Source organism: Colwellia sp. PAMC 21821 (assembly GCF_002077175.1).
Taxonomy (GTDB): Bacteria; Pseudomonadota; Gammaproteobacteria; order Enterobacterales; family Alteromonadaceae; genus Cognaticolwellia.
Genome location: NZ_CP014943.1, coordinates 3,870,810 through 3,897,050 on the forward strand (window position 1 = coordinate 3,870,810; position 26,241 = coordinate 3,897,050).

The following is a 26,241-nucleotide window of genomic DNA, read 5'->3' on the forward strand; positions in this document are numbered from 1 at the left end:
AATATTATAAATGACAACCGAAATTAAGGTTCCCGTTTTACCTGAATCAGTTGCAGATGCAACTATAGCGACTTGGCACGTACAAGTAGGCGATAAAGTATCTCGCGATCAAGTATTAGTTGATATCGAAACTGATAAAGTAGTACTTGAAGTACCAGCAACATCAGATGGCGTTATTACAGATATATCGCAAGCTGAAGGTGCAACTGTTTTAGGCGAACAAGTTATTGCTATTTTGTCTGAAGGCGAGGCCGAAGCGCCAGCACCTGAAAGCAAAAGTGATAAAGCTGCCCCAGCAAAAGCAGAAGCTACTGCCAGTGCACCTAAATCATCAGGCGATACAGCTAAAGTGATTGATATCGTCGTACCAGTACTGCCTGAGTCAGTTGCAGATGCAACTGTCGCTACATGGCATGTGGCTGCAGGCGATACCGTCACTGTTGATCAAAACTTAGTTGATATTGAAACAGACAAAGTCGTTCTAGAAGTTGTTGCACAAGCTGATGGTATAATTGGTAAAATAATTCACGCTGAAGGCGATACCGTATTAGGCGACCAAAAACTGGGTGAACTTAATGTTGGTGCAGCTGCAAGTGCAGCGCCAGCAGCCTCAGCTGAAGAAGCGATTAGTTCAGATGAGCTTGCTAGCCCATCAGTGCGTCGTTTAATGACAGAGAAAGGCCTAACGGCTAGCGATGTTGTTGGCACAGGTAAAGGTGGTCGTATTTCTAAAGATGACGTAGAAGCCGCAGCCAACAAACCTAAAGCAGCACCTGCAAAAGCAGCGGCGCCAGCGCCTGCAGCTCAAGCATCTGCCGCATTAGGCGAGCGTACTCAAAAACGCGTACCTATGACACGTTTACGTAAAACTATCGCGACACGTTTATTAGAAGCGAAAAATTCTACGGCAATGTTAACAACGTTTAACGAAGTTAACATGAAGCCAATTATGGATCTTCGTAACCAATATAAAGACGTATTCGAGAAAACACATGATACCCGTTTAGGTTTTATGTCGTTCTACGTTAAAGCAGTTACTGAAGCGCTTAAACGCTACCCTGCCATTAACGCGTCAATTGACGGTGATGACATTGTTTATCACAACTTTTTCGACATCTCGATTGCAGTATCTACGCCACGTGGTTTAGTTACACCTGTATTACGTGATGCAGATCAGCTAAGCATGGCGGGTATCGAAAACGGTATTCGTTCATTAGCGATTAAAGGTCGTGACGGAAAATTAACCATGGACGAAATGCAAGGTGGTAACTTTACTATCACTAACGGCGGCGTTTTTGGTTCATTAATTTCAACACCTATTCTTAACTTGCCACAAGCGGCGATATTAGGAATGCATAAAATCCAAGATCGCCCAATGGCGGTTGATGGAAAAGTTGAAATTTTACCTATGATGTACCTAGCACTTTCTTACGATCATCGTTTAGTTGATGGTAAAGAATCAGTAGGTTTCTTAGTAACTATTAAAGAGTTATTGGAAGATCCAACACGCTTGTTACTTAATATATAGTTAAACATCTAGTAAGCAGTAATATTGAAATTTTTGGTTTGATTTAGACTATAGTATTAGGCTCTAAGGACTATGCTCTTTAGAGCTTTTGTACTATAATCGGTCGACTCTTTTCGATGGTAATAACTTTTTATTATTACCATTTTCATCTACAGATAAATGGATAAAACACCATGAATTTGCATGAATATCAAGCGAAACAATTATTCGCTGAATATGGTTTACCAGTTTCTGAAGGTTTCGCTTGCGATACACCTCAGGAAGCGGCAGAAGCAGCTGATAAAATCGGCGGCAATATGTGGGTTGTTAAAACTCAAGTACACGCGGGCGGCCGTGGTAAAGCTGGCGGTGTTAAGCTAGTTAAAAGCAAGCAAGAAATCAAAGATTTCGCGCAAAACTGGTTAGGTAAAAACCTAGTTACTTACCAAACTGACGAACATGGTCAGCCAGTAGCTAAAATCTTAGTAGAAAGCTGTACAGATATTGCTAACGAATTGTATCTTGGTGCTGTTGTAGACCGTGCAAGTCGTAGAGTAGTATTCATGGCCTCTACTGAAGGCGGTGTTGACATTGAGAAGATTGCTGAAGAGACTCCTGAGTTAATTCACCAAGCTGAAATTGATCCACTAGTTGGCGCTCAACCATACCAAGCTCGTGAATTAGGCTTCAAGTTAGGTTTAAACCCAACGCAAATGAAGCAATTTGTTAAGATCTTTTTAGGTCTTGCACAAATGTTTGAAGATTTCGATTTCGCTTTATTAGAAATCAACCCGTTAGTTATCACTGACGAAGGTAATCTTCACTGTCTAGACGGCAAAATTGGTATCGATGGTAATGCTTTATACCGTCAACCTAAAATGCGCGCATTCCACGATCCATCTCAAGAAGATGAGCGTGAAGCACATGCAGCACGTTTTGAATTAAACTACGTAGCTTTAGACGGCAACGTTGGTTGTATGGTTAACGGTGCAGGCCTAGCAATGGGCACAATGGATATCGTTAACTTACACGGCGGCAAGCCAGCTAACTTCCTAGATGTTGGCGGCGGGGCGACTAAAGAGCGTGTTTCTGAAGCATTCAAAATCATTCTTTCTGACGATAACGTTAAAGCTGTTTTAGTTAACATCTTTGGTGGCATTGTACGTTGTGACATGATCGCTGAAGGTATTATCGCTGCAGTTAAAGATGTAGGCGTTCAAGTGCCTGTAGTTGTACGTTTAGAAGGTACAAATGCTGAAGAAGGTCGTGAAGTACTTAAAAAATCTGGCTTAGACATCATTGCTGCTGAGTCATTAACTGATGCAGCAACTAAAGTTGTAGCAGCTGCGGAGGGCAAATAATGTCTGTCTTAATTAACAAAGATACTAAAGTAATCTGTCAAGGTTTCACTGGTGGTCAAGGTACATTCCATTCAGAACAAGCGCTTGAGTACGGTACACAAATGGTTGGTGGCGTAAGCCCAGGTAAAGGCGGTCAAACGCATTTAGGCCTTCCAGTATTTAATACAGTACGTGAAGCAGTATTAGCAACTGGCGCAACAGCAACAGTTATCTACGTACCAGCTCCGTTTTGTAAAGATGCAATTTTAGAAGCTATTGATGCAGGCATCGAGCTTATCGTTACTATCACTGAAGGTATTCCAACTTTAGATATGGTTGACGTTAAAGCTAAGCTTGATCAATCTGGCGTTCGTATGATCGGTCCTAACTGTCCAGGTGTTATTACACCTGGCGAAACTAAGATTGGTATCATGCCTGGTCACATTCACAAGCCTGGTAAAGTAGGTATTGTTTCACGTTCTGGTACGCTTACGTACGAAGCCGTTAAACAAACTACAGATGCTGGTTTTGGCCAATCTACTTGTGTAGGTATTGGTGGTGATCCTATCCCAGGTACTAACTTCATCGACGTATTGGAAATGTTCCAAAACGATCCACAAACTGAAGCAATCGTAATGATTGGTGAAATTGGCGGAACAGCTGAAGAAGAAGCTGCAGAATACATCAAAGCACACGTTACTAAGCCTGTTGTATCTTACATTGCTGGTGTTACTGCACCAGAAGGTAAGCGTATGGGTCACGCTGGCGCGATTATCGCTGGTGGTAAAGGTACAGCTGATGAGAAATTCGCAGCATTAGAAGCGGCCGGTGTTAAAACTGTTCGTTCTTTAGCGGATATCGGTAAAGCACTTAAAGAGAAAACGGGTTGGTAAGCGATTCGCTTACAGCTTGTTATTCTTAATAAAAACCCGCGTTCTCGAATAGAGAGTGCGGGTTTTTTTGTTTGCTTCACATGATACTTCTATTGTAAATATTACTTTGTGACAATAATGATTGAAAGTTCATACGTGTATGACAAAACAGAATTATTGTGATTTCTTTTTTTAATTGATCCAATTTGTATATAGTGCGATAGTTATTTTTTATAATTTCACGATATTTGTTTTCAAAATTAAATTGGCACTTTGTTCCTGAATTGGGGTGAACGATTAGCTGATTTTTCACATCATAAATTATTGCTAATATCTGAGTTTTTGCTTCATCAGCGGGTATTTTTTTAGCCAACCAACTAATGGCCAATTTAATATCTATTTTTGCATTTTCTTCAATTAAAAATTTCATTTTATTTGTCTAAATGGATGAAAGAAACTCATCTAAATCGCTAACCTTATCTTTAGATATATTTATTTCACGGCTTATCATTAGCTCCATAAATGCAAGTTTTTCTTGTTGAGCTTGATAAGATTCCGCTGTTTGTACAACAAGAGATTCATTCCCATTTTGTGTAACGTACATTGGTTCAAATTCAAGCTCAGCATGTAGCCTGGCAGCATTTGCTTTCATGTAGCTTATTGGTTTTATGTTCATAGTTTACTCTCCGTTTTGTCAACTAGCACAGTCCGTCAAGACTTAATTCATGCTAGTAGTCTTAATTTAGTCTTGTTTTATTGTGGTGTCAATTGAATAATTATTAATAAGTGGGGTCAGGTACTGAGCGATCCCCACAAAATATCAGAGTCTCTCAATGATATAAGCTCCACCAAATAAGTGGAGCTGCCTGACCGCTTTTAAAAACGTCTTTATCGTTAGCTTTGCATACCTGTCAGCAACAACGCGAAGTCCAATAAAATGTAGCGATAGTATTGTGTCACTCTTCAAGCTGTTAGCTTGGTATTGCCTATGTTTATTCTCATTTTTTAAAAAGTGGGGTCAGGTACATAATAAGTGGGGTCAGGTACACATTAAGCTTTTACCTAAATATTTCAAAATTATTAGACAGATACTCATTCTAAATTAACTGTTTGGAGCTTGTTTATTGGTTTGGCGTCGGGTGCCGACTACACCCAAAGAGGGTTAAACGCGCTATGTTTAAGTGAAGCTCTCTGGACTCACCCGGCGCTGCTGCATTAAACGTGTTTCCTCCATGATGCCCAATATTTTTCGACGTATCACCGCTGAACGTACATCCATGTACTACAGCGCTTTCACAGGCATCCATGCCAGTGATACGTGAATATTGGTCATCATTCCGGCGTTTAATGATGCAGACTTAGAGTTTGATTCACGTTTGGTGTTTATCTTTAGTTAAGAGCCTGATTTTTTATAGGGCAATACAAGTTCAGCAAACTCTCGATCCCATCACAGCAACGAAAATTGAATTTAAATTAGTAATAAGTCGGGTCAGGTACACATTAAGCTTTCACCAGTCAATTAATGGGCACTCATTCTAAATTGACGGTTTGGCGCTTGTTTAGATATTAGAAGGACACTCACTCTAAATTAACGGCTTGGAGTTTATTTACCTGTTTGGCGTCGGGGTGCCGACTACACCCAAAGGGAGAAGGGAGGCTAGCACCGCTCATACCTCTTTGGCTTTGGACTCCCTCGGCGATGCTGCATTAAACGTGTTTCCTCCATGATGCTCAATATTCTCGACGTACCAGCGCTGAACGTACATCCATGTACTACAGCGCTTTCACTGGCATCCATGCCAGTGATACGTGAATATTGATCATCATTCCGGCGTTTAATGAAGCAGACTTGGTGGTTGATTTTACTGTTGTGCTTATCTTTTAATATTCCAAGAAGTTAATTTGTAGAAAGTCACACCTTAGAACTAACAAACTGCCGATCCCATCACAGCAACGGAAGCTTAATTTAGATAAGTGCGATGTTTATCGGAGCCATGGCCGCTCTTAGGCATCCTTGCCTTCACGGCATTAGTGCGTCCATGCACGTCGATGGCGTAGACTGCCGTGTGAAGGGACGATTTTCGGCAGGAATAAATATTGAACCTAAATTTAGTTGGAGTGTTCTGCTGTGTCGGGCGCCATGGGGAGTCCAGAGGGGCGTTTGGCGTGCAACGCCCCTCTGGGTGTTGTCGCCACTGCGACGCCAAGCAGATAAACAAACTCCAAGCAGTTAAGTTTTAAAAAACTATTAAAATTATACTCGCTCTAAATTAGCCGTTTGTAATTTGTTTATTTGTTTGGCGTCGGGGTGCTGACGACACCCAAAAAGTGAAGTAGTCGCCACTGCGACGCCAAGCAGTAACCAATGGGGTCAGGTACACATTAAGCTTTTACCAAAGTATTAGAAAATTACTCAGCCTCAATTAATGACTTGGTAATTGAGATGTCACTTAGTGGGAGAAGCGGATCTAGTCTTCAGCTCATTGCTCCCAAAGTTACAGTTGTTATTTGATTAATCAAAAGTTCGTGCCAGTATTAATTTTGCATCTTTGCGCGTTAAGCAATTCGCTAGTGGTTTGTCGTTAAACTTTTCTTTAGTGGTTTGTGCCGAGGATGTTTGCACCTCTTGTCCATTCCAGCTAATGATAACTTTACAATAAATATTATCATTACTTTCACTGTAGATAATCTTAACTGTATCGGTACGATTAATAAGTAGCTTGTAGGGATATCCCATGGTTGACGCTAATTGCTCATAATGTGGCGTCTTTGAACTTTTAGCGTTGGTAGTCACAGGTGTAGATAGTGTTGAAACGATAATTAGTGTTTTTAAAATAATTAATTTCATAATATTCTCGATATAGGTAGTGAATGACAGGTATAAAATTACTCCTTGTATTCACAAGCTACAAACGATATAAACTTAATTGCACTTAAGTATTTCTAATGTTTATTTCAATCTATATTAGAGACATACAGGAAAATATTATGCGAATGCCACCATTGAAATCATTACAAGTCTTCTTATCTGCGGCTCAGCACAAGAGCTTTAAGGCCGCAGCTAAAGAATTATTTGTCACTCAAGCAGCAGTGAGTCAGCAAATCAGAATTCTAGAAAATCATTTTGGCTTCGCTTTGTTTGTCCGTGAAAATAATCAAACACGATTAAATTCGACAGGCATGAGATTGTTTCCATTTATTGAAAATGCGTTTGAACAAATAAAGTCAGGCGTAAGTGCGGTTTCTGGCGAGCCTAATACCGGTGAGCTAAAAGTGAGCGCCTTACATTCGGTTACTTCACTATTGTTGTTGCCAAATATTAATAGTTTTCAACAGGATAATAGCGAAATATGTGTGCAATTTGCACCAAATAATAATTTAGAAGTATTTATGCAAAATGGCATAGATGTCGCCATTCGGCGTGGATTCGGCGACTACCTTGGACTTATGAGCCGTAAACTCACTGATGATGAGATAATTTTAGTTGCTAGCCCATTATTATCAGGTGTTGACAGTAAAAATCCTGCTGAAATATTATCATTACCCTTATTAGAAGACACTAGTAGTGATATTCAAGAAGCGATTAATGATTGCTGTCAGAAATTTAAGTTTAACAAAGCTGAGTTACGCAGCCGAATACGTACAACAGATGCCTTGCCGATTATTCAAAATGTACTTGCCGGTCAGGGAATTGCGTTTGTCAGTCGTGCTTTGGTTAATCACAATATTAAAATGGGACAGTTGGTGAATATTTTTGATTATGCTTATGCGAGTTCACGTGCGTTATTTTTAGTTGCTCCAGAGCATCACTTTAATTGGCCAAAAGTCCAACGCTTCGAACAATGGGCTAAGACGTTATTTACTTCATAAGTATAGAAAATAAACGCTCTATATCTTCATCGTGCCACTAATTCAATAATTAAGTGGGGTCAGATGCACATTAAGCTTTTACCAATGAATTAGCTGCCACTCACTCTAAATTAATGGCTTGAAGCTTGTTTTTTGGTTTGGCGTCGGGGTGCCGACAGCACCCAAAGAGAGTTAAACGCCTAACCTTCTCTAAATCAATAGAGTCAGCTACACTTGATTTAAAATTAGCTTGATTACCCCTTTTGTTTTCTATTCATTTAAAACATTGCCGTTTATAATACCGCCATTAATTTTATAGCCATGATGAGTAATATGAACTTCCCAAAAGATGACACAGGTAAAGTCTTGTTTGAAATGCAAAAAGCAGGTATCGATTTAACTGTGATGCATACTATCGTTTTTTTCCACCTATTTGATTCACAAGAACATGCAGAGGCTATGGCAGCTCATCTTACTGAAATAGCAGCTGATATTAGTTGTGATGTTCACATCGATGAAAATCCAAAAGTATGGCATTTAGATTGTTCAATCAAGATGATCCCGCTTTATGATGCAATTATTGCTCAAGAAGTTCAGTTTGAACAAATAGTATCGCAGTTTAAAGGTTATACGGATGGTTGGGGAGTTGAAGCCTAAGTTGCTAATCTTTGATTTTTCTGAATACTTTCTAAACCTTTAAAAATTTCACTATATGAAATTATTTTGAAGAAATAAAAGATAAAAAAAAGCCTAAATTATTGATGTAATTTAGGCTTTTTCATTTTTGAACGGTCTACATACTAACATTGTTGATGAAAAGGCTTAATAAACTCTATTTATTACCCTCTATATCGGTACAGCTTTAGCTCTGTAGGATAAATGACGATATATTTTACGTAGTCTATGCCATCACTAACAACCAGACCTGATTATTAAGACAACCGTATTTTCAACCTTAATGGCTTTTATTAACGTTAGTCTCACATACGAATGAACTTGTTAATAAGCCAGCCTAACCAAGCCATCTTTATCTTGGTTAGGCTGGCTTAATTGCTTTCCTAATGCTTTCCTAATTGAGTAACTCGTGCTTTGAATTCTTGCTCTAACATCAGAACATCAATTTTATGGGCTATCTAAGCTCTCTTTTAAATTCCACATTGTGAAAAATTTTTATTTAACATTTTCTACTTTTGTTGAGCTAAAGCGTCTTCAAGTGTGGTTAAACATAAGGCTACATTTTCGCTTCTAGCAGTATAACCCATCAAACCAATGCGCCATGCTTTACCGGCAAAATCACCTAATCCACCCCCTATTTCTAGGTTGTACTCATTCAATAGATAGCTTCTTACTTTTGCGTCATCTATTCCTTCAGGGATGTAGATAGCGTTTAACTGAGGTAAGCGCTCTTCTTTAGGTACAATGAACTTGATACCTAGCTTATCTAAGCCTTTCGCTAAAGTTTCGTGTTGTTTTTGATGACGTGCCCAACGGTTTTCTAAACCTTCGTTTTGTAATTGTATTAACGATTCGTGCAAGCCGTATAGTGAGTTAACAGGCGCTGTATGATGATAGCTACGCTTGCCTGCTCCAGACCAATAACTCATCACAAGTGATTGATCTAAAAACCAACTTTGTATTTGTGTTTTACGGTTTTTAATAACATTTACCGCTTTTTCACTGAACGAAATAGGTGATAAGCCCGGTACACATGATAAACATTTTTGTGAACCAGAATAAATAGCATCTATGCCCCAGTCATCAACTTTAAGCTCAACTCCGCCTAGTGATGTAACAGCGTCAACAATAGATAAACAGTCGTGTTGCTGTGCTAGAGCACATAAGGCTGCTGCATCTGATAAGGCACCTGTAGAAGTTTCAGCGTGAACAAAGGCTAAAAATTTTGCATCTGGATTAGCTTTTAAAGCGGCTTCTACTTTGTCTACTTCAACTGCTCGACCCCAAGGAGAGTCAACTATAACGGCCTCTGCGCCAATACGGTTAACGTTTTGGATCATACGGTCACCAAATACGCCATTACGACAAACAATAACTTTATCGCCTTCTTCTACTAAGTTAACAAAACAAGCTTCCATACCAGCAGAGCCGGGCGCTGACAGCGCAATTGTAAACTCATTTTTAGTTTGAAAAGCATATTGTAGTAAGGCTTTTAATTCGTCCATCATACCAACAAACAAAGGGTCTAAATGACCAATTGCAGGTCTTGATAATGAAGCTAAAACTTCTGGACTGATGTCTGAAGGGCCAGGGCCCATTAAAATTCTGCGCGGTGGGTGAAATGATTGAAAGTTCATTTTGAGTGCCTTTATTTGATGTAAGTAATATTTGATTAATACTTTGATATCAAAGCCTGTCACTAGTGTCAAGTTTCTAGATGGTCGTTAAATTATTTCTAGTTTAAAAAAATAAATTTGCCAAAAATAAAAGTTGACATACCTGTCAGGATTTGTGATTTTATTAAAACCTTAGCTAAAATTTATTCTCATGACTACTTTAGTCATTTAAAGCATAGTTTAAAAATTTGAGCTACAGCACGGTAATTTTTATTAAAATTTTTGATAGTAAAAATTACCGAAATCGATAAATTCTCATCAGACATTACAATATTCTGCAGAGACGAAAAATTAAAATAACGACAAAAATACCTGATAATGTTGTTTAAATAAAAATGACATTATTTGTAATTACCTCGTTGACACTAATACAGAACATTACGTCACGATATTTTTATTTTCGGGACAAATCAGCGCAATAGTTACCTCGAAATTCTTACCTGCTTGTTTACTGAGAGAGTGATGCTATTGAATAACATATTTATATTTTTACATTTAATTAAAGGTCAATTATGAGCGATTTTAAACAACGTGCATTAGATTATCATGCCAAACCAACCCCCGGTAAAATAGCCGTTCAAATAACTACTGCTGCGGAAACAAGTGAAGATTTGTCCTTAGCTTATAGCCCTGGTGTTGCTGAACCATGTCGTGCGATAGCTGAAAATCCTGACGATGTTTATAAATACACAGGTAAGGGTAATACTGTTGCTGTGATATCAAATGGTAGTGCTGTTTTAGGCTTAGGTAACTTGGGCCCCATGGCGTCGAAGCCTGTGATGGAAGGTAAAGCGCTACTGTTTAAAAGATTTGCCAATATTGATTCATTTGATATAGAAGTTAATCATAAAACCCCAGAAGAATTCATTAATACGGTTGCCAGTATTGCTGACACATTTGGTGGTATTAACCTTGAAGATATAAAAGCGCCAGACTGTTTTATTATTGAGAAGGCACTGCAAGAACGCTGTAAAATTCCTATTTTTCATGATGACCAGCATGGTACGGCCATCGTCACTTGTGCTGCTATGATCAATGCTTTAGAAATTCAAGGTAAAGACATTGAACATGCGGTGATTGTTTGTTTAGGCGCTGGTGCTGCGGCAATTGCTTGTATGGAATTGCTTATTCAATGTGGTGCTAAACGTGAAAAAATATATATGTTGGACACTAAGGGCGTAGTGCACACTCGCCGTAGCGATCTTAACGAATATAAAATGCTATTTGCTAATAATACCGATAAACGTACGCTTGATGATGCTATTGCTGAAGCTGATGTGTTTGTTGGTGTGTCGGGACCAAATTTATTATCTAAAGAGCAATTATTAACAATGGCGCCAAATCCTATTGTTTTTGCTTGTTCAAATCCGGATCCTGAAATAAAACCTGAATTGGCCCATTCAGTAAGAGATGATTTAATTATGGCCACAGGTCGTTCTGATTATCCTAACCAAGTGAATAATGTGCTGTGTTTTCCATTTATTTTTCGAGGTGCTTTGGACGTTAGAGCAAGAAAAATAAATAACGAAATGAAAATAGCCGCTGTGCATGCCATACGTACGTTAGCAAAAGCTGAAGTACCTGAAAGCGTGTTAAAAGCGAGTGGCGAAAAGTCATTAAGTTTTGGCAAACACTATATTATTCCTCGTCCGATGGACCCAAGACTTTGTCACAATGTAGCAAAAGCGGTCGCCGTAGCCGCTGTAGAATCTGGTGTTGCACAAATCCCAATGCCTGAATGCTATCTTTAATATATTTGATTTCGTTTAAGTATGCGTAATGTGAGTCTGTAACATATTAATTTTCTGTTACAGACTCAGTAATTTTAAGCTATCTGAAAATTATTCCAATGCCCGGTAACAATCTCCCTTCTGGTCGTGACCAAGTTAAAGTCGATTATATGACCAAAGTATGCAAAATTCTTTTATAAAATGCCTGTAAGTGAACCTGATGAGTTAGACGCTGAACTTTGTACTATTGTTGGCTAACCATATGAAATTTATTTGCGATTAGTGTAAAATTATAAGCTTAAATTATGTAGTCAAAATATTATTATTTCATTATCTTGATCATATAACGAGAGAAAGTAATATTTTTGTGAAATGGATTAATGACAGGTAGTGCTAAGTTAATCATGTCTGACAAAACTTTAATTTTTTAACCAATAACACAACAAATTTTGTATACAATGTTTTAACTAAATATAGTGATACAGACTTCTGAAAGTAATTTTTATTCATCAAACCTTCCAAAAAATGATTAAGGGCAACATTAAAATGACTGAAACAAGGGCACAATTGAGAGAATTCTTATTAGGCTGGTTTGAAAAAAACATGCCAGGTAATGTCTTTTTTTGGTATGACATTTTAGTGGTTTTATGGATAGCAGCATTTACCGTTGCATTACATTATATTATTAGGGGCACAGCCAAACATTTTCTCAAAGGCAAGTTTGAGATTATGAATGAAAAGCAGGTTAAAAATGTCACTCTCGAGTTAATTCAACGCTTAGCAACACGACTTTCGTTTGCACTTCAGGGTGCTGTTGTTGTTATACAAGCTAAATTATGGCTTGCGGAAGGTGTAGCCTTTTTACATTTTGTTGAAGTAATCACTGACCAGTGGATTATCATATTCTTACTGTTATCGTTGTTTACTTTTTTAGACATTCTTCAATCGCTTTCTGACAGACGTCCAACCCCAGCACATTTTCCGCTAAGAGGCCTTTTACAAACGGTTAAGCTTATTGCCAGTATTTTAACGACTATTTTAGCGGTGTCATTACTTATGGACAAATCACCACTTATTTTATTAAGTGGTTTAGGCGCTTTGTCCGCGGTGTTGTTGTTGGTATTTAAAGATCCCATATTAGGGTTAGTTGCCGGAATACAGCTATCTGCAAACAACATGCTTGCAGTAGGCGACTGGCTTGAAATGCCAAAATATGGTGCAGACGGAGATGTGGTCGATATTGCGTTAACAACAGTAAAAGTAAGGAATTGGGATAAAACCATTACAACTATTCCAACCTATGCACTTATTTCTGACTCTTTTAAAAACTGGCGCGGCATGTCTGAATCTGGCGGCAGAAGAATTAAACGTAGCATTCATTTGGAAATGAGCAGTGTATGCTTTTTGGATAAAACACAATTAATTGAACTTAAAAAGGCGCAATTATTAAGTGAATATATAGCGAGTACGGTAACAGCAATAGAAAAAGAAAATTCAGATAAAAATGCCGATATGACCGTTTTGCAAAATGGCCGACGAATGACCAATGTTGGCACCTTTAGAAAATATCTTGTATCGTTTTTGAAAAACCACCCTAATATTCATCAGGGAATGACCTTGATAGTTAGACAGTTAGAGCCGACAAGTAATGGCTTGCCAATTCAAATTTATGCTTTTACCAATACCACTAGTTGGGCGGTTTACGAGGATATACAGTCGGACATTTTCGATCACATTATTGCGGTATTACCGGCATTTTCGCTCAGAGTACATGAGTCGCCTACGGGTAATGACATTAGATTACTGGCTAAACACTAGCGTGATGTATTGTTGAAGTTAATATTTTAAATTGTAGACACTAAGTCATATTTTTCCGGCTTAGTGTCAAATACCATTCTGATTACTCGAGTGTTTTACCACTAATGTGCACAAATAATATCTGTACACTGATCCGCTTTGAAATTGCTACATTTACTATATTATCTGCTTTAGCTACGTGTGTGCAGCAACAATACTTGTAACGGTTTTACCTGTGAAATCGAAAATTTTTACGTATATATAAAATTTTGTATTAAATAAACCGTAAAATACAAGGGTTTTCCATGAGATTTAAAAATAGATGGCCTTAAAGCTTGCTAATTCAAGCCCATCTTGATTGAACAAGACTAGAGATTCTGCTGTGATTTTATAAGCAGTGGTGAGTGCAAATACATTCAACACGGTCTGCTCATTTACTTTTACATCAGGGCAAGCCATTTGTGTTGCACCTAAAGCGTTGAATTGAATATCGCCTGCTCCTATTGTCAGCTCCTTTGTATTAAATTGCCCAAAAAAGCGATTACAGCCCGAAAATCCTGCTATACGACCATCATTGCTATGGAGTGTGAAATGACGCTCAGTTTGTTGTTCAGGTGTCATTTCAACGTTTGTTCCGCCTAGTTGCACTAACTTCCAATAGGTGTTGGTGAGATCAGCGAGTGGGGCGGTGATTTTTGTTTCGTTTGTTGCTAATTCTGTTGATACACAACCTGATAGCGTTAGTGCTGAAACAAGACAAAAACTTCCTAAGTACTTTTTGAACATGATGATTTATTTCCTAAAATATAATGCGTAGCCTGGTAGTTAAAGAATTTAATATACAATGACTTAGTTTTAATGCTTCGATTTTTCACCTAGTTTTTTACCTAGTTAATTTAACTTGGTTTTTGATCTAGGGCTAATCGTAAATAATAGTCAGTATGTCATTAATTTTATCAACCGATATCAGTGATGGCTATAAAATAAAAGTAGCATCTTGTAACTGTGAATTTCGATTACAATGAATACGCTAAAACGGTTAATAAATAGTACATAGTTTTTTTAAGATAGTGCATAGTCTCTTTGAGATGATGAGGTATTTATGCAGAGAATTCTTCAACACTTTGTTGATCTTATTTACATGATTTACGTGTTGAATTCTCGTTCTATTTAAGCCAATACCCTTTGAACATTATTATAAACAATTCTAGGGTAATGAACGTTGGTAATGCGTGTTAATGTATTTTTGATTAATTTAACCAATACGGTATTTAAATGCAGAAAAAGCATGGTTTTTTGTACGTTGGCGCCGCGCTTCAACATAGATTGATAAAGCAATACGATGTATTATCAACAATATTATCAACAATATTATCAGGCAAAAAACAGCCATACTAAGTTACTTGTTTTTATTGGTTTTTATTGGTTTTTATTGGTTTTTATTGGTTTTTTACTGATGTAATAAGAGCCATTAATTAGTTAAATCAGCATTGTTGAAGCAGTATTATTGAATCAAGGAAGTAATTATTTAAATGATTAATCAAGCGTTAGAAGCCGCTATTTGGGGCGGCGTATCTGGCCTCGCTCTAATTATTGGAGCGATAGTCGGCTATTTTGTAAACCTACCTCATAAAGTTATTTCAAGCATTATGGCATTTGGGGCAGGGGTGCTTATTTCAGCACTGTCATTCGAATTAATGGCTAAGGCTACAGAGCAAGGCGGTTTGTTATATTCGGTTAGTGGTTTTGCTTGCGGTGTTTTGATCTATTCTCTGGCAAACTATTTAGTAGCACATAATGGCGGTCTGCATCGTAAACGTTCACAAGGTATACCAAAATCTGCAAGTAATAACCCTGAAAAAAATGGAGTAGCCCAGTCTGCTGGTATCGCGATTGCTTTAGGTGCTTTAATTGATGGTATTCCAGAGTCTGCTGCGATTGGTGTTAGCATGATAGAAGGCGGTGGTGTTGCCTTGGTCACGGTCTTTGCGGTATTTATGTCGAATATACCAGAAGGTTTATCAAGCTCTGCTGGTATGAAAAAGGCCGGTAAAAGTGCAACATTTTTTTTTACCCTCTGGATTGCCATTACTATTGTGCTAGCCATATCGGCTTATCTTGGTTTAACTCTTTTGGGAGAGTTGGGTAATGAATACATTGGATTTGCAACGGCGTTAGCTGCTGGTGCAATTTTAGTTATGATCATACAAACTATGATCCCAGAAGCCTTTGAAGATATGCATGACATTACTGGCCCGATTGCCGCCGTTGGATTTTTAGTCGCTTATAGTGCGAGTGAAATATTTACTCGGTAGATATTATATAAGTGAATAAATTGACGAGCAGTATTTGAAACTGTGGTAATTGGGGTAATGTTTACTAGCTAACGATGCAACGATGCAACGATGCAATGATGTAATGGTTTTATTAGCGTATTTTTACACCTTGCTCATTTTATATTAAGGCTGAAACTCATTGTTAAAGGCTCCATCTTCGATAGCAGCCCAAACCTTTAACAAATTACCGCCGAGGAGTTTATTTATTTGTTCTTCGCTATACCCTCGACTCTCTAGTCCAGCTATTAAGTTAGGATAATCTGCAACCGATTTTAAACCTTCTGGTAATGCACCTGAAACACCATCAAAATCTGAACCAATACCGACATGGTTAATGCCCAAAAGTTTTATGGCATAATCAAATTGATCAAGCACTGCATTAATAGATGTCTCTGGAATAGGGTGTTTTGCCCACCAAGCGTTACTAAAAGCTAATTCATTCTCAAATAATAACGTTAATAAAAGTCAGCTATGCCAAGTATTTAATTAGTGCGCGGTTTATTGACAACTCCATCAAGCCGCTCAGGTTTATGTAAATGATAACCCTGTGCAAATTCAACGCCCATATCTTGTAAACATTTTAAGGCGTGCTCGTCTTCAACAAACTCAGCCACTATAATTTTTCCTAAGGTTTTACCTATATCGCTAATGGCTCTAACCATCGCTTTATCTGTTTTATCGTTGGCCATATTTCTGACAAATGCGCCATCAATTTTCAGATACTGTACCGGGAATTGCTTAAGATAAGCGAAGGAGGATAACCCAGCACCAAAATCGTCTAATGCGAAGCTGCTACCTAATTCTCTTAGCTTTTCCATAAAGTTACGCACAACGTTTAAGTTGCTAACCGCTGCAGTTTCGGTTATTTCAAAACAAAGTTTATTGGCTGGAATATTATAGCGTGCGATGGTTTTTAACGTAAAGTCAGTAAAGTCGTCTTGATCAAAGCTTTTACCTGAAATATTAATATGGCAAACGTCTAAGCCATTTAACTCTAGTGGATAACGTTGTAAATGTGAGCAGACTTTCTCTATTACCCACCGGTCTAACATGTGCACCAGATTAAATCGTTCAGCTGCAGGTATAAATGCGCCTGGCGGGATAATTTCATTATTATCTCCTATCATACGCACTAAAACTTCTATATGTGTATGTTGATCTGATGTCAGTGACACTATTCTTTGTGCGTCTAGATACAAACTATCAGTCTCAATAGCTCGGCGGATACGTTCAATCCACTCCATTTGTACACGACGAGCGGCGAGTTCTTTATCTCCTTGATAAGTCAATATCACACGATTACGACCTTGTTCTTTAGCCATGTGACAAGCCGAGTCCGCGGCCTGTAATAATGATGCTTCGTCAGTACTTGAAGCCATAATAGGGGTAATACCAATACTACAGCCGATATTAAAGGCACGTCCATCCCAACTAAATGGGAATTCACTCAAGCTTTTACGAAGACTTTCCGCCGTTTTAATCGCTTGCTCAGGCTCACAGCAATCAAGAATTAACCCAAACTCGTCACCACCTAAACGGGCTAATAAGTCACTTTTTCTTAATTGTCGGCTAAATAGTTGTGTAACTTGTAGCAATAGTTGATCGCCGGCAAAGTGCCCAAGAGTGTCGTTAATGACCTTAAATTGGTCTAAATCAATAAAACAGAGGCAATGAACAAAATTTTCACTTCTTGCTTTTAGTAATGACTCGCTTAAGTAGCCATCAAAAGCTCTGCGGTTAATTAAGCCAGTTAAGTTATCATGACGCGCTTGGTAACTTAACTCTACACTGAGGCGCTCTTGTTCAGATACGTCTTCAATAATACAAATATAACGTATTTCTCTCGGGTTTCCCCACTCAAAACGCGACATCGTGGTTTGCACCCAAATAACGCTGTTGTCTATGCGATGTAATCGCTGCTTAAAGCTAACCCTTTCGCTTAAACCTTTGTCTAAAATCCCACGCTCTTCTATAAAAATATTGCTATCTTCAGGATGAATTAGCTGGTTATACCTTAATTGTGAAAGTACTGTGAAGTTATAATTAAGAATATCGCACAAGGCACTATTAGCATCTTTAATGCGGCCATCAGCATCTAGCTGTGCGATACCGACAGCGGCATTTTCAAAGGTGCTTCTAAATTTGTACTCAGAAATACGAATAGTGGAGGTTAATTTTTTTAGCAGCAAGGTTGCAATGCCGCCCAAGAGTAGAAAGAAAATAACGCTTACGATCGACAATAATATTGCCATAACTCGACTAGCCAAACTCATTTTTATTTGAAATTCAGTTTGTGGCTGAGCGAGCTTATGTGTAATTTCATCTAGCTCAGATTGTAGTGCTTCCATTTCAATTAAGGATTTTTGTCTGGTGTGTGGTAATTTTTCTATGGTATCGCCTAATCGTACAATCCAAAGATCTGAGCTTTGCCACGCTTTTACAGCATCTTTAAAATAAGGTGCATTGTGAAAAAAGCGAAATAACCATATCATCCGAGAGATATCATCAGGGTGGTTACCACCTTGTAAAAATCCACGATAGGCAGCGCCATAATCTAAAACATCGCGCTCTAATATTAAACGACCTAGCATATGACCCAGAGGGAGTTGGTATTTATCTCGCGCTGATTTTAAGGCATGGGGATCACCAGAACGTAAATAAATTTCACTTTGTCTGACCGATTCGTTGACCCCGTGAGACCAATTACTCAAGGCAGCTAAATAAGCAGCAGTACCCGACTGTATTTGGATAATTGACAATGTAAAACCGATAGCGACCGCACCGAGTAGTACTAATAATGACGCTGTGAGTTTAAACCTATTTCGATTAGTGCTATTTATGTCTTTGACTCCAGATGCGTTCAGCATAGTTATCCTTTATTGAGCAATAATACAAGACAGCCAAAGGCTAAATATTGAGCGCTAGACTCATTTTACTTTACGATAATCTACACTAGTTTACGCAAGCATAAATTACAGTCCATAATTACCATTATCAATGTTTTAAATAAATACATTGGTAATGTAAAGTAATTTTAATCCGCTAGTAACACTATAAACTAATGGTAGAATTTATTCATGCTCGATGTAATCGCTTTAAAGTCAATTCGCTTTATTGGCACTTCTTCATCGCCACCACTTCATCGCCACTAATACGGTAATTAACTATTGAAAAAAATAGGTGTAAACGTTGATGAATAGAATTATGATTGAATGCTAAAGTGTAATAATAGGCTTTATAGCAATTACATTAGAATTGATTGCTATGCTTTATTTGATATGTAAACATTTATTACTTTTGACTTGAAATTTAACTCTTGCACCGCAATTAACTTAATATAACCCTGGGATTAACCATTATTGGTAAAAATAGTGGTCTATGTTACGATTAATATATGCTTACATTATCATTTATTCAGTTCATTGCTTTAGTTGATGACCTATCTATTACACGGATGGTACCTGTACGCACCTTGCCCATTTTAGGGCGACTAAGATCAGCTTTAACTTAGTCGTCCAACCCGTAAACAAAAACTAATCTTCGAACAGACAAGTAACTTCACATAAATGAAGTCTGCTATTCATGCCTAGTTTAAGTTTATGCAATAACCACTTACCACCATTTATTCAATATTGAGAATAGATATATGCATAATAATTTTTGGGATTACCTCTATGAAACAATTGAGTTAATCGAAAATATGGCTAATGAAAAGCAAGATATTATTGAGCAAGTTAATGCTCGATTAGAAACTGTAGAGTTGCTATATGAGCGACAATTCGATCCTGTTGATTCATATGAAGAATTCGTTGCAGTAAAATTAATCAAGGCAATTTCACAGGCGATAAAAAGGTAACAACATGGATGCTCTACCTATTAATGTTTTGTTTAGCAGAGAATACTCGCAGCTTGGTAGCGCTTTAAAAGTGTTGTCGTCTGAAAAGTTTAACGTTCTTGCTTGCCCAACGATTAATATCGCGGCGGTTGAAAAAAATCAACAACTTAAAAGTGACTTTACTCAAGCAGTAACGGCTGATTATTTAATTTTTACGTCTCAATATGCCGTCATTGAAACAATAGCATTCCTGAAGCATTTGGGTATTAGTGCATCGGCACTTAAGTCGGTTAAAATTTGTGCCGTTGGCCCGATGGTTGCTCGCCAGTTGTCTGAATATGGACTTATTGCCGATATGATACCTAGCTTATATACAGCTGAATCGTTAGGCGATTTATTTCCACGGATAGCGACTGATAGTTTAAAAATATTTTTTCCAAAAGGAAATCGAGCAGCATTGAAATTGGAGCAAGTGCTTGCTGAAAAAGGTTATTCGATAATTGCACCTATTATTTACCAAACGACATTAAGAGCATCGCTTGAAAAACCAGCTCAAGCTTTATTTGATTCAAAAAGTGTCGATTGTTTTGTATTTACATCCCCGTCATCAGTACTTGCTTTGACGTCGATCTTAAATACCGCCAAAAATGAACAGGCTTTAAAAAACACGGTGCTTTGCGCCATAGGAACAACAACGTATCAGGCGTGTGTAGATGCTGGGTTAACAGTCAGTATTATGCCAAAGGAGTTTACTATTGAAGGATTAGCTCGTGCGATAGATAGCTACTATCTCCACTTATCAGGTAAAGATACAGATAAAAATATTCACAATAATTAATATTTTATTAGGTCAGTTAATTTAAAAATAAGAGGTATATAATGAAAAAACCAAAATTAATTATAAGCCATGAAGACTATGATGGCTTGCACTCTATGATAGAGAAAGAAGAATTCGCACCTTCGCATGCGTTACTAATTGATGAATTAGAGCGAGCGAAAACGGTAGATAAAATTAAGCTGCCAAAGAATGTTGTGCGGATGAATTCTACCGTAACATTCACCATGCTCTCAACACAAAAGACTTTTGCGCTTAAACTTGTCTACCCTAAAGATACCAAAGAAACGGGTACTTTATCGATCCTAACGCCAGTGGGTAGCGCCTTAATCGGCTTATCTATCGGACAAGAAATCGAATGGCCCTTAGGTAATAGTAAAACCACTATTGTTCATATCGACTCTATTGAATATAGTGAGTAATTTGCGCTCTAACTTACCCATTTAACTAAGCAAGCGCTCGCTTGATACAAACGAATTACGTTAACTTAAAATTACACGTTAACGTAATTCGTTATTTAATACCTGCGGTATATTTTATATAAGCTTGATTATCATCATTGTTAGCATCTGGCATTCCGTACCATTCATTTTCATAAGCTAAACTTCCCCATAAAGCATGGGCTAACGCTATTTCTGATAACGCTTGATTTTGCGCTTTAGGCGTTAATGTTTTTTCTTTGAAATCATACCTAAAATTAATCGGTTCTTTTTCTGGTTGTAAAATGGTGACTTCATCATTTTTCATATAAGCAAAATTGTCAGCATATTGCATCATAGCGCGCTCAGGCACATTGAGGTTGTTAAGATCATGTCCGAGCATTGGCGAATAATTGCTAATACCCATTAATGATAAAAGTGTTGGAGCTAAATCTATTTGGCTTACAACTCGTTCATCAGAAAACGACTGCTTGGCAGCATTTAGAATAACCCCAGGGATATGAAAGTTTTTAATGGGTACAACATCACTCCCTAAAGCTCGTGCGTCATGATCTGCAACGACCAAAAATATTGTGTCTTGCCAATACGGCTGTGTTTTTGCTTTAGCGATAAATTTACCCAAGGCATAGTCTGCATACTGAATTGCTTTATGACGTGATAATTCTTTTTCATCATATTGACTTAATTGCGCTTCAGTATATTCAATAGGCGTTACCACACCTGTTGGGATCTCAAAGGGATCATGATTACTAGATGAGAAAATAAAACTAAAGAACGGTTTTTCACTCTGTTGGAGCTTAGTTAATTCAATGTCAGCCTGGTTGAATAAGTCTTCGTCACTTGCCCCCCATGAGCCTACAAACTGAGGATTTTCAATGTCTTTAAAGTCCACAATATCAACGAAGCCATTACCTAAGAAAAAACTTTTCATATTGTCAAAATGACTTTCGCCGCCATAAATAAACTGGGTTGAGTAATCATGCTTTGCCAGTAAGCTTGCGATAGTGAAAAAGCCATGTTGAGATTTATCAAGTTTAACCACAGCTCTTGCTGGTGTTGGCGTAAAGCCAGTAATTACCGCTTCAATCCCGCGAACAGAACGTGTGCCTGTGGCGTATAAATTTTTGAATGCCCAACCTTGATTATTGAGTTTATTAATTTCGGGTGTGAGAGGTAGTCCGCCTAAGGATGAAACATATTGAGCACCTAAGCTTTCTTCTAAGATTATAACTAAATTTTTAGGTTTACCTTGATAGACAGGTAAGCGTAAAGCCAATGATGGTTGCGCTTTATTTGCAAAAGCTTGCGGGCTTAAACCTGTGGCTTGTTGAACAAGTGAAATAACCTTTTCAGTGTTCATTTTACCGTATAGCTTTGAAGCATTTTTTTCATCGCCTAGCTGTTTAAAGGCATGCGCAACACTATAGATTGAATTTAGTGTTAATGAATTAACGAGCGGATCAGTAGAAAAGTAGACTAATGACGGATTAATAGGACGATGGCCAACAGTACCTCTAGCACTAAGTGCTAGTACCACAAACAAAGTAATAAAAGCCATAGCAGCTGATTTAAACGATATCGAGTTTTGAGATGTTTTTGTGGTAATAACTTTATCTAAAAACTGCCATAAAGGTTTACAGGGTAATATTAACAATGAGAAAACCAGGACTAGAGTAAATAAGTGACCGTTGAATAACATTTTCATGACTTCATTCGGGTAAGCTAAATATTCAATGAATAATCGATTAGGCCTAAAGCCATATTCATTGATAAAGGCAGGTGTAGCGAGTTCAAAAAATAGGATACAGATAAAAATAAAGAAAAATATTACCTTTAATACCTTAAGCCATTTTTTGGAATGTTTAGAAAGCATAAACCATGGATGCAAAATGGCAGGTAAAATAAGTAAATAACCCAAAGCACTTAAATCAATTCGTAAACCATTAAAAACTAGAGTTAACAGGCTAGTTAAGTTATCGAATCGATCAATTTGCCAAAGGCTCAAGCCAAGTCTTGAAATTAACAATGTTAAAATCAGCAAAAATGAAAATAGAATGAAAGGTCGGATCAAGCTAAGTATCGTAGTAAACATAGTATTAATATTCTTATTAAAAACTAGGTTACTTTATCGTTCGAAACTTAAGGTTTGCTTAAATTAAACTGAAACTTGTCTAAAATTTAGAGTTTAGAGTTAACGATTATTTAGTTATTAGCTCTACAGGATTTAATATTTTGAATAAGGTGTTATTTACTTTGTCTATGTCAACTACACCTTTTTTAAACGCCAAATATACAGGTATTTTGTATGTTTTTAGCTCTAAAGCGTTTACAAAAAAACCTTCATATTGGGTTTTTAAGATATGCTCCCCAACAATCTTATTTGTCATAACGGCATCAACTCTTTTCCGATATAACATCTGAAAAAGTATTTCATTTGACTGTAGTTTTTTAAAGTTAGCCTCGTGTAAACCGTATAAAGGCAAAATGTCATTGGGGACCGTTATACCGCGATGTACGCCGATATTTTTATTCGAAAAATCAACTGATGAAATATCATCTGAATGAAAAATTGCAATGGTTGTAATATGTGTGGGAAGGTTTGAATATTCGAGAAATTCTTCTCTGTTTGAATATTTAGCTAATGAAAAATAGCAATCATAAGTATTTTTTTTAATTTCTTGTTTAAGCCTAGCCCAAGGTAAGTTCACGACTTCTATATCTAGGTTAAGTTGCTTAAACAATGGGTTAATTATCAGCATATCTAAACCGCTGAACGTATCATCCTTATTGTCATATATCGTATAAGGAGGGTAATGAGTGGTAGCACAAATGAACGTTTTTTCAGCCGCATTTAGATTGTTTACTATGAATAAAAACAATAATATAAATGTGCTAAATTTGTACAAATAAAATGTTTGAAACATTAATAAAAGGCTCTATTTAACTGAATTTAATAACCATTAACGGTTATATAATAAATGTTATTATAGACTTAAAATTTAATTACGTAAATTAATCCAAATTTAGAATAATACAAGTTTGAACATGTAAGCTTAAGCTACTTAACTAAAACCTTATAAATGTGACGTAATCGGATAATTTCTTAAAGAAGAATAACAAGCCAAATACTACTGGCAATTATTAGACTTAACATTACTGCTGCAGAGCCTAAATCTTTTGCTAAACCAGACAGTGGATGAATTTCTAAACCAACTCGGTCGACAACAGCTTCAATGGCTGTATTTACTATTTCGGTAAATATAATAAAAAGTATCGCCAGAATTAACATAACTTGCTCTTTGCCCGTTATGTTGAATATAAATGATACTGGAATCGCCACTAACAGTAATAATAGTTCTTGCCTGAACGCTGATTCATTTTGATACAACCACTTTATTGCTCTAAACGAGTTCAACGAGGCTAAAACTATTCTTTTTATGCCCTTAGGCTTATTTATATTGTCAAACACTAGTCAATTATCTCCATGTTTAATGTCGGTGAGGGGGTTGTGCGTGCTATGGCATGCTCGGATTTACAATCAATAAATGGGTCGTTGTCAATATGATATGCTTTTGATTTAACTGACATGATACTGAGTAAAGTATCAAAAACATTGTCATGACTCATCGGTGCTTTAGATAATGCACTTAAGCATTGTGTATTAAAATCAGTTTGCATTGGATCAGTCCAGTAGATCATAGGCACATGAGTTTGTTCCTCGGGCGCAAAAGCATAAGGTAGGCCATGTAAATAGACACCACTTTCACCTAATGATTCACCATGATCTGATATATAAAGTAGCGATGATTCAATATTATCTTTTTTATCTAAAGTACTTAATGCATTAATAACTTTTGACAATACAAGATCAGTATACGCAATAGTATTATCGTAAGTATTAATAAGTTGCTCTTGGCTGCAGTTTTGAATGTCACTGCGTTGACAGTCAGGTGTAAAAACGCTTTTTTCTTTTGGGTATCGTTTAAAATAGGTTGGGCCATGCGAGCCGATCATATGCAAGACAATAAGTGTGTTTTCATGGCTTAGGTTATTCAGTTTATTTTTTAATGGCGCTAACAACGCTTCATCAAAACAATACTCACCATCACATAAAGGGTTAGATTTATCGGTATCAACCTGTATGGTTTTTACACGGGTACAAACGCCTTTACAACTGCCATTATTATTGCTGATCCATAGCACATCAGCACCGGCTAAATTTATCAAATCTATTACGTTTTGTTGAGCCGTTGCCGTGCGTTTGCTGTAGTTGCTTTTATCTAATCTTGAGAACATACATGGTACTGAAACCGCTGTCGCCGTACCGCATGAACTCATATTTGAAAACGATATTACTCCTTGTTGTTCAGTATATTGATTGGTCGGCTTAGTATAGCCATTAAGTGAAAAACTCTGCGCCCGCGCTGTTTCTCCTAACACCATAACCGTGACATGTTTGCGAGAGTTGTCGCGCACTATGGAAGGTACTGTATCTAAGACCTTAAACTTTAACGGCGGATAAAAGTAATGATTACGGACAAATTTATAGGAAGCCACTGTCATTTTATATGGGGTTATATAACCCAGCAAGTCTCTATTATTTCTGCCAACCGATGCATAGTTTGAATAAAATAGACTGGCGATTAAAAGGACTACCCCAAAGCTGTAGGTAATAATTTTTAAACGGCTTAATAATTCTTTGAAAAAGGGCTTATAGCTCAACTTTACTTTATAGATAATAAATGAGGGTAAGAGACCAAAAAATAAGAAAAACAAAGTACCAGGCAAGTTAATATAAGAAAGTGCTTCGGCCGAGTCTGTTTCAATCGTATTTTGTACCATGCCGTAATCAAAAACGATTCCGTAAGTAATGGTGCCGTAAAATATAAGTGATGAAATAACTACCGTGGTAATAAGCAGTGGTTTAGTGAGCCAGCGAAATGCAAATAGGCCTTGAATAATCATGGTTAACGATAATAAAAATACAGGTAGTGACATTAAAAAAAGTGAATCATAATTATCTAATGTGGTAATGACCTTGGTCGCTTTAATTAAAAAAGGCAGATTTAAAATCAAAGCGATATAGCAGCAGGTAAAAAATAACAATTGGTTGGTTGTAATAGTTAAGTTTTTAAAATAGAAGATGATATTTTTCATTTATATACCCCCATATATAAGCATTGATCTTTTAAACGAAATGCCTTGTTATTTTCTTTAGGGATAGAGAAAAGGGGGGGATTACATCTAGATTAATAACGCTAGATTTACTTGCGTGTTTTGATGTTCTATCAGTACCTGAAGCCAATTTGTTTTTCTCCTTTATAAAAAGAGAAACAGCAAAATGCTCAT

22 protein-coding genes are annotated in these 26,241 nt (G+C 37.2%); 11 read left to right on the forward strand and 11 right to left on the reverse strand.

The window, feature by feature from the left end; all coding sequences use genetic code 11:
• The first annotated feature begins 10 nt into the window (after positions 1–10).
• The 3 genes from odhB (at position 11) to sucD (ending at position 3,740) form a co-directional block, all read left to right on the forward strand.
• Positions 11–1,528 carry a 2-oxoglutarate dehydrogenase complex dihydrolipoyllysine-residue succinyltransferase gene (gene odhB, locus A3Q33_RS16405; protein WP_081180879.1) on the forward strand — a complete coding sequence of 506 codons (1,518 nt, stop codon included), beginning with the start codon at positions 11–13 and terminating at the stop codon, positions 1,526–1,528.
• Between the two features lie 173 nt (positions 1,529–1,701).
• Positions 1,702–2,868 (forward strand): ADP-forming succinate--CoA ligase subunit beta, encoded by a 1,167-nt coding sequence (gene sucC / locus A3Q33_RS16410; protein WP_081180880.1) that lies wholly within the window; start codon positions 1,702–1,704, stop codon positions 2,866–2,868.
• The gene (gene sucD, locus A3Q33_RS16415) at positions 2,868–3,740 is read left to right on the forward strand and encodes a succinate--CoA ligase subunit alpha (protein WP_081180881.1); all 873 of its coding nucleotides are present in this window, start codon (positions 2,868–2,870) and stop codon (positions 3,738–3,740) included. The genes sucC and sucD overlap by 1 nt, the downstream gene beginning before the upstream one ends.
• A 76-nt stretch (positions 3,741–3,816) precedes the next feature.
• On the opposite strand, the gene A3Q33_RS16420 is transcribed toward sucD, so the two are convergent.
• The 3 genes from A3Q33_RS16420 to A3Q33_RS16430 form a co-directional block, all read right to left on the reverse strand.
• Positions 3,817–4,149, reverse strand: coding sequence for a type II toxin-antitoxin system RelE/ParE family toxin (locus A3Q33_RS16420; RefSeq protein WP_081180882.1), 333 nt, complete (start codon positions 4,147–4,149; stop codon positions 3,817–3,819).
• A gap of 9 nt (positions 4,150–4,158) precedes the next feature.
• Entirely contained in the window at positions 4,159–4,395 is a 237-nt protein-coding gene (locus A3Q33_RS16425) for a type II toxin-antitoxin system Phd/YefM family antitoxin (protein WP_081180883.1), read from the reverse strand.
• Positions 4,396–6,231: 1,836 nt separating this feature from the next.
• Positions 6,232–6,567, reverse strand: a complete 336-nt coding sequence (locus tag A3Q33_RS16430) for a hypothetical protein (RefSeq protein WP_081180884.1) — start codon at positions 6,565–6,567, stop codon at positions 6,232–6,234.
• Positions 6,568–6,707: 140 nt separating this feature from the next.
• On the opposite strand from A3Q33_RS16430, the gene A3Q33_RS16435 reads away from it, so the two are divergent.
• Together A3Q33_RS16435 and A3Q33_RS16440 are read left to right on the forward strand one after the other, a co-directional pair.
• Positions 6,708–7,589 carry a LysR substrate-binding domain-containing protein gene (locus tag A3Q33_RS16435; RefSeq protein WP_196797981.1) on the forward strand — a complete coding sequence of 294 codons (882 nt, stop codon included), beginning with the start codon at positions 6,708–6,710 and terminating at the stop codon, positions 7,587–7,589.
• Positions 7,590–7,901: 312 nt separating this feature from the next.
• On the forward strand, positions 7,902–8,225 hold the full coding sequence (locus tag A3Q33_RS16440; protein WP_081180886.1) for a ribonuclease E inhibitor RraB: 324 nt from the start codon (positions 7,902–7,904) through the stop codon (positions 8,223–8,225).
• Positions 8,226–8,752: 527 nt separating this feature from the next.
• On the opposite strand, the gene A3Q33_RS16445 is transcribed toward A3Q33_RS16440, so the two are convergent.
• The gene (locus A3Q33_RS16445; RefSeq protein WP_081180887.1) at positions 8,753–9,880 is read right to left on the reverse strand and encodes a pyridoxal-phosphate-dependent aminotransferase family protein; all 1,128 of its coding nucleotides are present in this window, start codon (positions 9,878–9,880) and stop codon (positions 8,753–8,755) included.
• A gap of 551 nt (positions 9,881–10,431) precedes the next feature.
• Between A3Q33_RS16445 and A3Q33_RS16450 the strand changes: the two genes are divergently transcribed.
• Positions 10,432–11,670, forward strand: a complete 1,239-nt coding sequence (locus tag A3Q33_RS16450; protein WP_081180888.1) for a malic enzyme-like NAD(P)-binding protein — start codon at positions 10,432–10,434, stop codon at positions 11,668–11,670.
• A gap of 525 nt (positions 11,671–12,195) precedes the next feature.
• Positions 12,196–13,467, forward strand: a complete 1,272-nt coding sequence (locus A3Q33_RS16455; protein ID WP_081182710.1) for a mechanosensitive ion channel family protein — start codon at positions 12,196–12,198, stop codon at positions 13,465–13,467.
• A 291-nt stretch (positions 13,468–13,758) separates the two neighbouring features.
• On the opposite strand, the gene A3Q33_RS16460 is transcribed toward A3Q33_RS16455, so the two are convergent.
• On the reverse strand, positions 13,759–14,232 hold the full coding sequence (locus tag A3Q33_RS16460; RefSeq protein ID WP_081180889.1) for an META domain-containing protein: 474 nt from the start codon (positions 14,230–14,232) through the stop codon (positions 13,759–13,761).
• A gap of 746 nt (positions 14,233–14,978) precedes the next feature.
• Between A3Q33_RS16460 and A3Q33_RS16465 the strand changes: the two genes are divergently transcribed.
• Complete coding sequence (locus A3Q33_RS16465) at positions 14,979–15,761, forward strand: ZIP family metal transporter (RefSeq protein WP_231295713.1); 783 nt, start codon at positions 14,979–14,981, stop codon at positions 15,759–15,761.
• A 144-nt stretch (positions 15,762–15,905) separates the two neighbouring features.
• Here A3Q33_RS16465 and A3Q33_RS16470 read toward each other — a convergent pair whose 3' ends face one another.
• A complete protein-coding gene (locus tag A3Q33_RS16470) occupies positions 15,906–16,157 on the reverse strand; it encodes a membrane dipeptidase (protein WP_196797982.1) in 252 nt (83 codons plus the stop codon).
• A 107-nt stretch (positions 16,158–16,264) separates the two neighbouring features.
• A complete protein-coding gene (locus A3Q33_RS16475; protein WP_081180891.1) occupies positions 16,265–18,649 on the reverse strand; it encodes a putative bifunctional diguanylate cyclase/phosphodiesterase in 2,385 nt (794 codons plus the stop codon).
• Between the two features lie 779 nt (positions 18,650–19,428).
• Between A3Q33_RS16475 and A3Q33_RS16480 the strand changes: the two genes are divergently transcribed.
• The 3 genes from A3Q33_RS16480 to rnk are packed head-to-tail and all read left to right on the forward strand — an operon-like array spanning position 19,429 to position 20,874.
• Positions 19,429–19,638 carry a hypothetical protein gene (locus A3Q33_RS16480; RefSeq protein WP_081180892.1) on the forward strand — a complete coding sequence of 70 codons (210 nt, stop codon included), beginning with the start codon at positions 19,429–19,431 and terminating at the stop codon, positions 19,636–19,638.
• Positions 19,639–19,642: 4 nt separating this feature from the next.
• Positions 19,643–20,455, forward strand: a complete 813-nt coding sequence (locus A3Q33_RS16485; protein ID WP_081180893.1) for a uroporphyrinogen-III synthase — start codon at positions 19,643–19,645, stop codon at positions 20,453–20,455.
• A gap of 41 nt (positions 20,456–20,496) precedes the next feature.
• Positions 20,497–20,874, forward strand: coding sequence for a nucleoside diphosphate kinase regulator (rnk, locus tag A3Q33_RS16490; protein ID WP_081180894.1), 378 nt, complete (start codon positions 20,497–20,499; stop codon positions 20,872–20,874).
• A 91-nt stretch (positions 20,875–20,965) separates the two neighbouring features.
• On the opposite strand, the gene A3Q33_RS16495 is transcribed toward rnk, so the two are convergent.
• The 4 genes from A3Q33_RS16495 to A3Q33_RS16510 all read right to left on the reverse strand — a co-directional run bounded on the left by A3Q33_RS16495 (position 20,966) and on the right by A3Q33_RS16510 (position 26,049).
• Entirely contained in the window at positions 20,966–22,984 is a 2,019-nt protein-coding gene (locus tag A3Q33_RS16495) for an LTA synthase family protein (RefSeq protein ID WP_081180895.1), read from the reverse strand.
• Between the two features lie 106 nt (positions 22,985–23,090).
• Positions 23,091–23,816, reverse strand: coding sequence for a substrate-binding periplasmic protein (locus A3Q33_RS16500; RefSeq protein WP_081180896.1), 726 nt, complete (start codon positions 23,814–23,816; stop codon positions 23,091–23,093).
• Between the two features lie 179 nt (positions 23,817–23,995).
• Positions 23,996–24,361 (reverse strand): diacylglycerol kinase, encoded by a 366-nt coding sequence (locus A3Q33_RS16505; protein WP_081180897.1) that lies wholly within the window; start codon positions 24,359–24,361, stop codon positions 23,996–23,998.
• Positions 24,361–26,049, reverse strand: a complete 1,689-nt coding sequence (locus tag A3Q33_RS16510; RefSeq protein WP_081180898.1) for a phosphoethanolamine transferase — start codon at positions 26,047–26,049, stop codon at positions 24,361–24,363. The genes A3Q33_RS16505 and A3Q33_RS16510 overlap by 1 nt, the downstream gene beginning before the upstream one ends.
• Positions 26,050–26,241: the final 192 nt, after the last annotated feature.